The following is a 13332-nucleotide window of genomic DNA, read 5'->3' as shown; positions in this document are numbered from 1 at the left end:
CGAATCCGTGAGCATGGAACCTTCGTGCAGAAAGGGCCAACTTTCACCTCACCCGAATAGAATGCCGAGCGTGCGAGCGTGATCAGGATGATCCGGTCTCTCGGCCAGGAGCCGTCATGTCTCAACCCCGTGCCCGGATCGCCTCACAGCTAGGCCTTGCCCTCGCTGTGATATTGGCGATCGTGATCTCCGGCAGTACCGTTTTCGCCCTGCGTTCGCTGGACACTGCCAACCTCGCCACCCGTGAAGAGCACCTGGCCAGCGAAGCGCGTCTGATGGCCGATCAGCTCAATACGTTCCACAGTACCTTGCGCGAGAGTACTCAACGGTTGGCCGGCCTGTTCGAAAAGCGCTTCAGCGCCGGCCTGAGCGTGCATCCGGACCAGCCGGTGACGGTGGCGGGCGTACAAACCCCCGGCTTGAGCCTGGGCGGCGAAGTGTTGAACAACAACTTCAAGGAAGTGGATGACTTCAAAGCGATGACCGCCGGGGTTGCCACGGTTTTCGTGCGCAGCGGCGACGATTTCATCCGCGTCAGTACCTCAGTCAGCAAGCAGGACGGTACGCGGGCCATCGGTACCGTGCTCGACCGTGCCGGCCCTGCCTACGGTCCGGTGATCAGCGGGCAGAGCTACATCGGTCGAGCCCTGCTTTTCGGACGCTTCTACATGTCGCAGTACACGCCCGTACGCGACAGCAGCGGCAAGATCATTGCCGTGTTGTACGTAGGCTTCGACTACACCGACGCGCAGAATGCGCAGTTCGAGAACCTCAAGCGCTTCCGCATCGGCCAGACCGGTTCGCTGGCCTTGCTGGATGAACAGAACAAATGGCTGGTGCCGCCGGCCGGCGTGCAGGCGCTGGACCAGGCGAGCGCGACCATCGTTGGGCTGGTCAAGAAACCGGGCAAGGGGGCGTTCTGGACCGATACCGCCGAAGATTTCTACAGCGTTGCCGTACCGTTCGAGGGCGGGCCGTGGGCGGTGGTGGCGAGCATGCCGAAAGCCGAGATTCGCGCCGTGACCTGGAGCGTCGGTACTCAGCTGGCCATTGGCAGCCTGCTGGCGATGTTGTTGGCGGTGGGCTCGGCGATGTGGCTGTTGCGTAGCAAACTGGCGCCGCTCGGCGATCTGGTTCGCCAGGCCGAAGCCTTGGGTGCTGGCGACCTGAGCGTGCGCTTGAATGTGTCGAGTCATGATGAGATCGGTCAGTTGGCCCGTGCCTTCAACCAGATGAGCCAGGCCTTGTCGACCATGGTCGAGCACATCCGCAAGGCCTCCCAGGAGGTCAACAGCCGCGCCCAGGCGCTGTCCGGATTGTCCAGTGGGGCGTATGAAGGCATGGAGCAGCAGTCCGGCGAAATCACCAGCATGGCCGGCGCGGTGGAAGAGTTCAGTGCGACCTCATTGAACATTGCTGACAACATGGGCAACACCGAGCGCCTGGCCCAGGAAAACGCCCAGCAAACCCGCATTGGCCGGACCTCTATGGATGAAGCGTCGTCGTCCCTGGAACAGATCGCCGGTGCGCTGAACAGCACCGCCACGGTCATCAATACCTTGGGCCAGCGTTCGCAGGAAATCGGCGGTATCGTTGGCGTTATCACCTCGATCGCCGAGCAGACCAACCTGCTGGCCTTGAACGCCGCCATCGAAGCCGCCCGCGCAGGCGAGCAGGGCCGTGGTTTTGCCGTGGTGGCCGATGAAGTCCGCAGCCTGGCATCTCGCACCCGCCAGGCCACCGACGAAATTTCCAGCATGATCAACAGCATCCAGCAGGAAACCGGCAATGCCATCAGCACGATGGAGCAGGGCAACCTGTTGATGCAGGAAGGCCTGTCGCGCAACGCCAACGTGGCCTCGGCCCTGGCGCGCATCGACGAGCAAAGTCGCTCGGCCGGCCAGCAATTTGCGGCGATTACCACCGCCACCCAGGAACAAAGCAGTACTGCGACCTTGCTCAGCAGTAACCTGCAAAGCATCGCCATGGCCAACAGCGAACAGCGGCAAGTGGTCTCGAACCTGGCTCTCACCGCCAAGGAACTGGAAAAACTGGCCCAGGACCTGCGCCAAGAGGTCGATCGGTTCCGCTGAAGCGTCTTGCGCCGCTGTCACGAGCAAGCTCACCCAGACCTCCTGTGAGTGAGCTTGCTCGCGATGACGGCAGCCCCGTCAACATCATCTCAATCTGATCCACCGCTATCGCGAGCAAGCTCGCTCCCACCGAAAGCTTCCAACCCGCTGGTCGTTGCTTTTTAAGGATATTGCTGTTTTTAAGCTTGCTGAAACGTTTCTTCAAGTCTATAAAAACCGCACAACTCCAATAAAAGGTCGTGACCATGACTCCGCTCAAACTCCTCGTTACCCTTGGCGCTCTAAGCGCTGCCTCCCATGCGATGGCTTGGGATTACGTCCTGCTGGATACGGATAAAGCCGCTCAACCCTGGCAAATCACCAGCCAGCAACTGGGCGTGAAGACCGGCAAGCCCTTTTCCGTGACGATGCGCACCTTGCACGGTGGCCGCCAGGAAGGCGTCAGCATCGTCGACATCGACAACGGTACCCTGAAGCTTTCCGTCGTCCCGACCCGCGGCATGAACGTGCTGCAGGCTTCGGTCGGGAATGTGCGCATGGGCTGGGATTCGCCCGTCAAGGAAGTGGTCAATCCGGCGTTCATTGAGCTCAATGGTCGAGGCGGACTGGGCTGGCTCGAAGGTTTCAATGAACTGGTGACTCGCTGTGGCTACGAATGGGTCGGCCATCCCGGCATGGACAATGGTGAGCTGCTGACCCTGCATGGTCGTGCAGCCAACATCCCGGCCAACAAGGTCACTTTGCACATCGATGAAAAACCTCCGTACGCCATCACATTGCGAGGCGAGTTGAAGGAGCAGGCCTTCAAGAAGGTCGATTTCTCGGTGCAGACCGAACTGGTCACCGAGCCCGGCAGTGTGGCTTTCACCCTCAACGACACGCTGACCAACAACGGCGACTATCCGAAGGAATACCAGGCGCTCTATCACAGCAATTTCAGCACGCCGTTCCTGGAGCAGGGCGCTCGTTTCGCGGCACCGGTCAAGCAGGTCTCGCCGTTCAACGACAAGGCCAAGGGCGACTTGCCCGATTGGCAAACCTACCGGGCCCCGACCAAGGATTACGACGAAACCGTCTATAACGTCGTGCCCTACGCCGACGCCAAGGGCGACACCCTTACCGTGCTGCACAACAAGGCCGGCAGCCTCGGGGTATCGGTAGGCTTCAACACCAGCACGCTTCCCGTGTTCTCCCTGTGGAAAAACACCGATACCCAAGGCCAGGGCTACGTGACCGGGCTGGAGCCAGGCACCAGTTTTTCCTATAACCGCCGGTATCAGCGACCACTGGGCCTGGTTCCCATGATCGCGCCGAAAGAGCACAAGCAGTTCCAGATCCACTACAGCCTGCTGGCGGATAAGGGCGCCGTGGATAAAGCCCTCAAACGCATCGATGAAATCCAGGGTGGCCGCAAGACCGAGGTGCGGGATACGCCGCTGGTGGACCTGAGCAAGCCGTGACGCACTTCAGGGCGTAGCGGGCCGATACTGCAACGCCTCGGCCAAGTGCTCCCGACTGATCCGATCCACCCGCTCAAGGTCTGCCAACGTACGGGCGACCTTGAGCAGGCGGTGGGCGGCGCGCAGCGACAGGGTCAGTCGTTCGCAAGCGGTTTCCAGCCAGGTTTCATCGAGTGCGGATAGTTTGCAATGCCGACGCAAGCCCGGCAGATCCAGGAATGCGTTGGCACAGCCCTGGCGTTTTTGCTGGCGTTCCCGGGTTTCGGCCACGTGCTCGGCGACGGTGGCCGTATCGGCACCGGGTTCGCTTTTGGGATTCAACGCCGTGGCCTCGCGGGCGACCGTCAGGTGCAGGTCGATGCGGTCCAGCAGGGGGCCGGAGAGCTTATTGCGGTAGCGCTGCACCATGTCTGGCGTACAGGAGCAACGGCCGCTGGGCTCGCCAAGGTATCCACAGGGGCAGGGATTCATTGCCGCCACCAACTGGAAACGCGCCGGGAAGCGGACTCGGTCGCGGGCACGAGAAACCACGATGTGCCCAGACTCCAGCGGCTCCCTCAAGACCTCCAGCACCCGACGGTCGAACTCTGGCAGTTCATCTAAAAACAACACGCCATGGTGGGCGAGGGTGATCTCCCCTGGCTGCGGTTTTGACCCGCCACCCACCAGCGCGGGACCGGAAGCCGAGTGGTGGGGCTGGCGAAACGGCCGTTGCGGCCAATGGCTCAACGGCACGCAACTGGCCACCGACTGGATGGCCGCGACCTCCAGGGCCTCACTTTCCGCCAACGGCGGTAACAGCCCCGGCAAACGGCTCGCCAGCAGTGTCTTGCCGGTGCCCGGTGGCCCGCTGAACAGCAGGTTATGAGCTCCCGCGGCGGCGATCAGCAGTGCCCGCTTGGCCCCGGCCTGGCCTTGCACTTCATTCAGGTCGGGGTAGGGTTTGCTGGCCGAGAGCAGTCCATTGGAAACGAAAGGCTCGACCGGCGTGTGACCGTTGAAATGCGCCACCGCTTCGAGCAGATGATCCACGGCGATCACCTTCAGCCCGGAGGCCAGGCAGGCTTCCTCGGCATTGGCCCGTGGCACCACCAGCATGCGCCCGGCCTTGCGCGCCGCCAGTGCCGCGGGTAACACCCCGCGCACCGGACGCACCGCGCCGGACAATGCCAGCTCACCGAGGCATTCCACATCGTCAAGCGTCAGGGTTGGCACCTGCACGCTGGCCGACAGGATCCCCAAGGCAATGGCCAGGTCAAAGCGCCCGCCGTCCTTTGGCAGATCTGCCGGAGCCAGGTTCAGGGTGATGCGCCGCGCCGGGAAATTCAGCCCCGAATTGATGATCGCGCTGCGCACCCGATCCTTGCTTTCCTTTACCGCCGCCTCTGGCAGACCCACCATCGTCAGCGATGGCAAGCCGTTGGCCAAGTGAACTTCAACGGTAACGGCAGGAGCCTCGACCCCGACTTGGGCGCGGCTGTGGACAATGGCGAGCGACATGAATCGTTCCTTGAGTGAAGAGGGCGCCGCGTCCTGCGGCTCTCGAAGGTTAGTCGTGGGGATGAACGTGGGCGCGGAAATTGAGGGAGGAAAATTTGGCAGGATGTTGCGACAGTCAGTGACAGTCGAGGGGCGGCAAGCGCGATACGATTCAGCAAATGCCATCCTTCACCCGCCCAAGCGAAATGCCCGGGACCGGCCTAGACTCCGATTTGCCTAGTCGGCACTTGGCTGTATCAACGGCACAGGGAGGAAGTGGCCATGAACGATCTGCTGGCTCTGTTAACCGACAAGCGTTTCATGCCCCACGGGCATTGCTATATGTGGCGTCCGGACCTGCTGTGGACCAATGTGATCGCCGACGGCTTGATCACTTTGTCCTACGTCACCATTCCCTTCACCCTCCTGTACTTTATCCACAAGCGCAAGGATGTGCCGTTCGATTGGATGCTGGCGGCCTTTGGCGTGTTTATCCTGGCCTGCGGCACCAGCCATGTGATGGAGATCCTGACTATCTGGCAGCCCTATTACTGGCTGTCGGCGCTGGTCAAGGTGATCACCGCGATTGCCTCCGTGATTACCGCCATCCTGCTGGTCCGGTTGGTGCCGGCGGCGCTGAAGATTCCCAGCCCGCAGCAATTGGCCAAGGTCAACGACGAGTTGCGCGAGGCGCAGGCCGAACTGGTCACCACCGCCCGCCGGGCCGGCATGGCGGAGATCGCCACCAACGTGCTGCACAACGTGGGCAATGTGCTCAATAGCGTCAACGTGTCAGCCCAGGTCCTGTACGAGAAGGTGCATACATCCAAGGGCCCAGGAGTAGCCAAGGTCGTCCAACTGATGAGGGAGCATCCCGATGACCTCGGCGATTTCATCAGCAGCGACCCTAAAGGTCGCGCGCTACCCGACTATCTCGACAAACTGGCCGATGCGCTGGCCATCGAACAGCAGGCGATGATCGCCGAGTTGGCGCAGTTGACCCGCAGAATCGACCATATCAAGGAAATCGTCGCCACCCAGCAGTCCTACGCCGGCAACTCCAGCGTATTGGAGCCGGGCTCGCTGCGAGAGTTGGTCGAGGATGTCGTACGCATTTGCGATGTATCCCTGACCCGCCACCACATCACGCTGATCAAGGAATTCATCGATATCCCGCAAATGCCGCTGGACAAGCACCGAGTGCTGCAGATCCTGGTCAATCTGATCAACAACGCCAAGCAGGCGCTGGACGCGGGTACGAATCGGCCGCCGCAGATCATCCTGCGCCTGAAGGTCGTTGACGATGGGCGCGTGCGGGTCGAGGTCGAGGACAACGGCGAGGGGATTGCGCAGGACAACCTGGCGCGGGTGTTCGAGCACGGCTTCACCACGCGTGTCGACGGCCACGGCTTTGGTTTGCACAGCTGCATTCTGGCGGCGCACGAGATGGGGGGCGATCTGACCGCGCAGAGTGCCGGGCCGGGCAGCGGCGCGCTGTTTAGCCTGGAGCTGCCGCTGACCCCGGCCCCCTCTCAGCGGGCGGCGGAGGGTTGAACAGGCTTTACACCTCCCTCAGCAATTGATCGGCGATCCGTATGCTCAGTGCGGCCCCTGTCAGTGTGGGGTTCACGCAGGATGATGACGGCATCACGCTGGTCCCGGCGATAAACAGATTGGCGTGGTCGTGGCTGCGGCAGTCGCGGTCGACCACCGAGTTTTTCGGATCGTTACCCATGATGGTGGTGCCCATGATGTGCTGACGGTTCTGGAAGTTGACGTCGGTGCTGAGGATGTCGGCGTCGAGCAGGTGGGCGAACTGCTTGAGGTCCTCCAAGGCCTTTTCCTTGCCCGCGTGCCAGTAGTCGGGAACGCTGTAGTAGATCTCCGGCACCGGCAGGCCAATCGCGTCGAAGCGGGTCTTGCTCGGAGTGACGCGGTTTTCCGGCAGCGGCAGGGTTTCGAAGTCCACTGCCCAGTTCAAGGAGCGCGCCGACTGCAGGCGGATCTGTTCGTCGAGCTTGGAGCCCAGCACGCCCTTGGCGATCAGGTTGGTGGTGATCTGCGAGGTGGGCACCGTGTTGCGCACCTTGATCTTGTAGCTCGGGTAATCCTTGCGGAAGGCGCCGTCGCGGCTGTTCAGGTAGACCAGCAACTGGGTCGGTCCCTCGCCGGGCCACATGTCCTCCTTGGTCATCACGTTCATGCTCACGCCGGTGTGGTCCATCAGGTTGCGGCCGACCTGGTCGGAGGTGTTGGCGATGCCGTTGGGGTATCGCTCGGACGTGGACATCAGCAACAGCTTCGGCGATTCGATGCCATAGGCCGCCAGCACGAAGTAGCGGGCGGTCAGGCGATGCTGGGTCTTGTCCGGGCGCATGTACCAGATCGCGGTGATCTTGCCGTCGTCGCCGGCCTCGATCCGGTACACCACCGAGTTGTCCAGGACCTTGGCGCCATGGCGCTCGGCCTCGTCGATATGCATCGAGCCGTCGTATTTGGCGGCAATCGGGCAGACCGGGTTGCAGTTATTGTTGCCCGCGCACGGCGGACGCTTGCCATAGGGGCGGGTGGCGCGACCGTTGGGTTCGAGGATCGGGTTGTAGCCGCCCCTGCTCAACAGGCTCGAGAGGCGCTTGAACATGTAGCTGGGCTTGAGGCCTTCCATCGGGTAGGGGATCGAGCGTGGTGGATAGGCTGCCCCGCCCTGGCCGCTTTCATCCTGGCCATCGACCCCGGACACGCCCAGCTCGGTCTCGGCGCGGGCGTAGAAAGGTTCCAGTTCGTCGTAGCTGATCGGCCAGTCGCGCCCGCGCCCGTAGAGGGCGTTGAGGCGGAAGTCGTTGGGCAGCATGCGCCACAGCGAGGAACCGAAGTGCCAGGTGGTGCCGCCGACCACCCGCAGGTAGGAGGTGTTGTACTTCACCGGGCCGACCTGCTGCAGGTAGTCGCCATAGGTGGAAGGTGCGTGGGGCAAGCTTGGATAGGGCGAACCGGCGCCTTGCAGCTTGGCATTGGCCAGTGAGAGCTTGACCGGCGCATTGCGGAAGGTTTCGACGATGTCGCGGCGGTTCACCCGCGGGCCCGCTTCGAGAACGATCACGGACTTGTTCGACTTGGCCAGCTCGCTGGCAATCAAGCCACCCATCACGCCGGAGCCGATGACGACCACATCGGCGTCGTAAACAACGCTGCTCATAGTTTGAAATCCTGCGTATCGGCTGGCTTGGCGCCCCAGGAGTCGGGGCCGCCACCGTAGGTTGGAATGATGAGAATGCCGTGGGTCGGGCGATACATCAGCGCCTCGGAGTAACTGATCAGTTCGGCATCGGCGAGCTCGCCGACGATGCCCAGGTACCAGGCCGAAATGATGCTGGTGGCCGTCGCTTTCAACGATGGGTCCGGGTTGGCCTGGGCCAGGTATTCATCCACATGCTTGAAGCCCTGCCCGTCGACCAGTTGCCTGAGGGCGCCGACATTGCCACTGAAGTTCGGTGCGCGCCGGCTCAGGGCGCGGTAGTAGCGCGCCGCCAGGACCGGGTTGACCGGACGGCTGACCAGGAATTGCGACAGGGCGATAAAGTCCTGGTCGCCCTCGGCCATCACCGATTGCCAGGGGCCGAGGCCTCCGACCAAGGCCACCAGGCCCAGGGTGACCGACCCGCGCAGCAGGCCGCGGCGGGATAGGTGGTTGGTGGGGGTAGATGAAACGGGCATGTGTTTGTCGGTCATTGAAGTGTCCATTGTTCAGGCCTCCTGCAGCCGGCGACGAGCCTTGAGCCTGTAAAGCCCCAGGAGGATCAGCAGGCCGAGCACAACCAGTGCCGGTACGCTGTAGCGTGCCAGCACTGCGATGGGGGCCTTGGGGCCGCCTTCGCGCACCTGCGCCACATCGGCGGCAGTCACGTTCAATCCGGCGTTGCCGTAGTGGGACAGGACGTAGTTGCTGACGTCGGCGATCTGCTGGTCGTCGAGACGATCGGTGAACAGCGCATCTGGGCCGAAGGCCGGCATGTCGATTGCCACGCCGTCGACTTCGCGATGCACGCCGTAGATGATGGTCGCGATCAGGTTGTCGCGGCGGCTGGTCGCGGTGTTGTGGAACAGTGACGGATATTCACGGGTGCCCTCGCCGTTGGCCTGGTGACAGTTGGCGCAGGTGCCGCTGAAGATGTGCCAGCCCGGATTGTCCTGCGGCTTGCCGCCACGCAGGCTGAGTTCGTCGTTCGAGGCCTGACCGAAGGTATGGCGGGCCTGTTGCTCGCCGGTAGCGATCGGTGGGGTCTGCAGCAGATAGGCCGCGATGGCCTTGAGGTCATCTTCGCCAAGGTACTGCAGGCTGTGCTCGACCGCTTCGGCCATGGGCCCGGCAGCTTGCGCCTTGCCCTCTACATGGCCGCTGCGCAGGTAGGCAACGAGCTCATCGCTCGACCAGGCACCGATCCCGCTGGTCTTGTCCGAGGTGATGTTGGGTGCATACCAGGCTCCCAGTGAACCGCCGGAAAGCGCCTTGGCGTTATCCGCTGCCATCAGGGCATTGCGCGGGGTATGGCAGGTGTCGCAATGGGCCAGTGCATTGACCAGATAGTCACCGCGATTGACCTGAGCGGACTTGCCCGGATCCGCCTCGAAGCGTTTCTGGCTATGGAACAGGGCGTTCCAGCCGAGCATCGAGGCGCGGATATTGAACGGAAAGTCGAGTTCGGTCTTGGGACTGGGCGTATCCACCGGCGTGACTTCATCCATGAAGTACTGGTACAGGGCGGCGACGTCGCTGTCGGTCATCTTTGCGTAGGAGGTGTAGGGCATCGCCGGGTACAGGTGGGTGCCGTCCGGGGTCACGCCGTCGCGCACGGCGCGGGCGAAGTCTGCCTGAGTGTATTGGCCGATGCCGGCGGTCTTGGAAGGGGTGATGTTCGTTGAGTAGATGACGCCCATTGGCGAGTTGAGTGGATAACCGCCGGCAAAGGGCTTGCCGCCGAGGGTGCTATGGCAGGCCACGCAATCGGCGGCCACTGCCAGTCGCTTGCCGGGCGAGGCGCTGGTATCGAGCGTTTCGCCATGGGCTGCCAGGCTGATCGTTATCAGGGCCAGGCACTCTGCGAGCTTCTTCCTCACGGGTTTGGCCTTGCGCACACCGGGCAATGGCTGACCCATCCTCTGCGGATGCATGTGTAACTCCTCACGGTGGGGCTTCGATGCACGTTCTTAGGTTCATTTCATAGAAATGGTCTAAGTCATACGATGTCTTATGTTGTGATCAACGTGTCACATGATGTAACATTTCTCAAGAAATATGGCTATAAGCCATCATTTAATTTTTTCATTAAATGTCTCTATCTCAAGTATTTCAGAAGATATTGGCCTATGGCGTTGTGAGCGCAATGGGCAAAAAAGCGAGGAGGTCGCTCCATCAAGTTTGAAGGCGAGCAGGGAATTTAGCTTGTACGTTTGTGATGTTGTACGACGTCTTGCTCGAGGTTCATATCAGCGGCGATGGAGTCTGGACACAGGCCCTTTACCTGGCGTTACGCGGGGCAGGGAAATGCACACATAGCAGGGCTGCTGGACCAGCATCCCGTGAGGATCCACCGATGAACTGGCTCAATGACGCAAAATTATCAACCAAACTGATCACCTCGTTTTTCCTCTGCGCCCTGATCACGCTCGCCGTGGGCATGCTTGGCGTCAGTGGGGTTTCCGCACTGTCGACACGTTTGCAGGGGGTGTTCAACAACAACCTGGTCTCGGTCGCCAATACGTCGCAGACCAAGACCAAGGCGGTCGGCCAGACGCGCGACATGTACCGACTGTATGTCGCTACCGCCGGCAATGCTCCGCAGAGCATGAAGGATGAGTTTCTCGCTTCGATGAAAGCCAATCAGTTGGCCAGCGAAAAGGCTTTCGCCGATTACCGCAAAGGCAATCTGGCTGAAGACGAGCGCATCGCTGGCGACCAGATGGCCCGGGATTGGCCGGTCTACCAGGCCATGGTGCAGCAGTACGTGGCGATGATGGCGGCTGGCGACCTGGAGAACGGTCGCACCCTGTTGCTGGGTGACCTGCAGAAGACTTATCGCAAGGTGATGGACCAGTTGACCATCATGATCGACTCCAATGACCGTCAGATCAGCGAAGACGCCAAGGCCGCCACGCAGCAGGAGGCGACGGCCAAGACCGTGCTGTACAGCGGCATTGTCGTGGCGTTTATCGCCGCGCTGCTGTTGGGCATGTTTATCAGTCGCCTGATCAGTCGACCGATTGCCACGGCGGTCGATTGCGCGCAACGCATCGCCCAGGGCGACCTCACTCAGCACATCACCAGCAACAGTCGCGACGAGGCCGGCCAGTTGCTCAAGGCCTTGGGCGATATGCAGACGAGTTTGAAGGCCACCATCCAGCAGATTGCCAACGCTTCGGACCAATTGGCGTCTGCCGCCGAGGAGCTGACGGCGGTCACCGATGATGGCAGTCGTGCCTTGATCCGGCAGAATGACGAAATCCAGCAGGCCGCCACCGCCGTGACCGAAATGACTTCGGCGGTCGAGGAGGTGGCCCGCAACGCGGTCTCCACTTCACAGGCTTCGCAATCGACCAGCACACAGGCCAGCGAGGGACGTGATCAGGCCCGTAGCGCGGTGCAGGCGATCGACACTGCGACCCAGGAAATCACCTCGTCCACCGGGCTGGTCAGGGATCTTGCCGTTCAGGTACGCGATATTGGCAAGGTGCTGGATGTGATCCGCGGGATCGCTGAACAAACCAACCTGTTGGCGCTCAACGCGGCCATCGAGGCGGCCCGCGCCGGGGAGCAGGGACGTGGTTTTGCCGTGGTGGCCGATGAGGTTCGTGCCCTGGCGGCACGCACCCAGGCGTCAACCGGTGAAATCGAGAGCATGATCCACGCGGTGCAGGACCGTGCCGACAGCGCGGTCGATGCCATGGGCAAGAGCCAGGCGCTGGTGACCGAGACCCAGAGCCTGGCCCGGGCCACGGGCGAGGCACTGGAGCAGATCGCCGACGGTATTGCGCAGATCAATGACCGTAACCTGGTGATTGCCACGGCGTCGGAGGAGCAGGCCCATGTGGCCCGTGAGGTCGATCGCAACCTGGTGAATATCCAGGATCTCTCTACCCAGACCGCCGCTGGGGCAAACCAGACCAGTGCGTCGAGCCAGGAGCTGTCCAACCTGGCCCTGTCATTCAATACCCTGGTCGGTCGTTTCCGCCTCTGACCCTTGGGTTGAATACGCCTGGGCTGATGCCGGGCGTATGGCCCGAAGGTGCCTATTCCTGGGCCAGTCGCGCTTCCAACTCCGCGACCTTGGCCTCCAGGCTTTCGAGCCGCGCCCGGGTCCGGGCCAGCACGACCATCTGGCTGTCGAATTCTTCCCGGCTCACCAGGTCCAGTTTGCTGAACCCGCTTTGCAGCAGCGCCTTGAACTGGCTTTCGATTTCGCTCTTGGGCAGCGGCGTGTCACCACTCAAGATACGGGAGGCATGGCCGCTCAGGGCGTCGAGGAGGTCTTTGGGCGCAAGCATGGGCAGGTGTCCTGGAAACAATGGCGGGCAGTGTACCACGCAGTGTCTATAGTCAATTTGCAAGCAAGGATGCACGCTTTTCGCGCACGAGGCCGGGCATCGTCGCACTGTTGTTGTGCGTATCGCTGCGGTTCGTGGGGCGGAGCAAGCGGGCACGGTGGGTAAGAGACTGAAATCAGAGGGTTTGGGTACAGATGGCAAGGTTTCTGCTTAGAGGCTGATGACCCATGCACTGATGCAGTCGCTGTGACGAATGCAGTGCAGCAGGCGGAACGGGGAGTTTCGTCAGGATCGGTTAACTGGCACCTGTCGGGCAACTTGGGCCGACGATGCGTTACAAAGCCAGGCACTGCGCTTAGACTTGAGTCGGGTTTGTTTTCCTGGGGCAAGTCCACCAATTCGGGAGAAAGTTTCATGAAGCTAGTCACTGCCATCATCAAGCCGTTCAAGTTGGACGACGTGCGCGAGTCGTTGTCCGAGATCGGCGTGCAGGGCATTACCGTTACTGAGGTCAAAGGCTTCGGTCGGCAGAAAGGTCACACCGAGCTGTATCGCGGCGCGGAATACGTGGTCGATTTCCTGCCCAAGGTGAAGATCGATGTCGCCATTGACGACAAGGATCTTGACCGGGTGATCGAGGCAATCACCAAGGCCGCCAACACCGGCAAGATCGGTGACGGGAAGATCTTTGTGGTCAATCTGGAACAGGCTATCCGCATCCGTACCGGCGAAACCGATACCGACGCCATCTAAGCCGCCAA

The 13332-nt window shown here is 61.6% G+C and carries 10 protein-coding genes; 5 read left to right on the top strand and 5 right to left on the bottom strand.

Annotation, left to right across the window (positions count from 1 at the left end; translation table 11 throughout):
* Positions 1-116: 116 nt before the first annotated feature.
* A complete protein-coding gene (locus PBDP_RS28985) occupies positions 117-2093 on the top strand; it encodes a methyl-accepting chemotaxis protein (RefSeq protein WP_109752682.1) in 1977 nt (658 codons plus the stop codon).
* Positions 2094-2338: 245 nt separating this feature from the next.
* On the top strand, positions 2339-3553 hold the full coding sequence (locus PBDP_RS28980; protein WP_163856192.1) for an aldose 1-epimerase family protein: 1215 nt from the start codon (positions 2339-2341) through the stop codon (positions 3551-3553).
* 6 nt (positions 3554-3559) lie between these two features.
* Here the strand turns inward: PBDP_RS28980 and PBDP_RS28975 are convergent, their stop codons facing one another.
* A complete protein-coding gene (locus PBDP_RS28975; RefSeq protein WP_212801615.1) occupies positions 3560-5053 on the bottom strand; it encodes a YifB family Mg chelatase-like AAA ATPase in 1494 nt (497 codons plus the stop codon).
* A 261-nt stretch (positions 5054-5314) separates the two neighbouring features.
* Between PBDP_RS28975 and PBDP_RS28970 the strand changes: the two genes are divergently transcribed.
* Positions 5315-6586, top strand: a complete 1272-nt coding sequence (locus tag PBDP_RS28970; protein ID WP_116833737.1) for a sensor histidine kinase — start codon at positions 5315-5317, stop codon at positions 6584-6586.
* A gap of 7 nt (positions 6587-6593) precedes the next feature.
* Here the strand turns inward: PBDP_RS28970 and PBDP_RS28965 are convergent, their stop codons facing one another.
* Genes PBDP_RS28965 through PBDP_RS28955 form a run of 3 tightly spaced genes read right to left on the bottom strand, consistent with a single transcriptional unit; the run spans position 6594 to position 10201 of the window.
* The gene (locus PBDP_RS28965) at positions 6594-8228 is read right to left on the bottom strand and encodes a GMC family oxidoreductase (protein ID WP_212801614.1); all 1635 of its coding nucleotides are present in this window, start codon (positions 8226-8228) and stop codon (positions 6594-6596) included.
* Positions 8225-8773 (bottom strand): sugar dehydrogenase complex small subunit, encoded by a 549-nt coding sequence (locus PBDP_RS28960; protein ID WP_109752672.1) that lies wholly within the window; start codon positions 8771-8773, stop codon positions 8225-8227. The genes PBDP_RS28965 and PBDP_RS28960 overlap by 4 nt, the downstream gene beginning before the upstream one ends.
* Before the next feature lie 3 nt (positions 8774-8776).
* Positions 8777-10201 (bottom strand): c-type cytochrome, encoded by a 1425-nt coding sequence (locus PBDP_RS28955; RefSeq protein WP_249411827.1) that lies wholly within the window; start codon positions 10199-10201, stop codon positions 8777-8779.
* A gap of 422 nt (positions 10202-10623) precedes the next feature.
* On the opposite strand from PBDP_RS28955, the gene PBDP_RS28950 reads away from it, so the two are divergent.
* The gene (locus tag PBDP_RS28950) at positions 10624-12264 is read left to right on the top strand and encodes a methyl-accepting chemotaxis protein (protein WP_109752670.1); all 1641 of its coding nucleotides are present in this window, start codon (positions 10624-10626) and stop codon (positions 12262-12264) included.
* Positions 12265-12316: 52 nt separating this feature from the next.
* Here PBDP_RS28950 and PBDP_RS28945 read toward each other — a convergent pair whose 3' ends face one another.
* Positions 12317-12571, bottom strand: a complete 255-nt coding sequence (locus PBDP_RS28945) for an accessory factor UbiK family protein (RefSeq protein WP_109752668.1) — start codon at positions 12569-12571, stop codon at positions 12317-12319.
* 414 nt (positions 12572-12985) lie between these two features.
* On the opposite strand from PBDP_RS28945, the gene glnK reads away from it, so the two are divergent.
* Positions 12986-13324, top strand: coding sequence for a P-II family nitrogen regulator (glnK, locus tag PBDP_RS28940; protein WP_002555808.1), 339 nt, complete (start codon positions 12986-12988; stop codon positions 13322-13324).
* The last annotated feature ends 8 nt before the right edge of the window (positions 13325-13332 follow it).

Origin of the sequence: Pseudomonas sp. St290 (assembly GCF_018325805.1) — a bacterium.
Lineage (GTDB): Bacteria > Pseudomonadota > Gammaproteobacteria > Pseudomonadales > Pseudomonadaceae > Aquipseudomonas > Aquipseudomonas bijieensis.
This window is presented reverse-complemented; position numbering and strand designations above follow the sequence as displayed.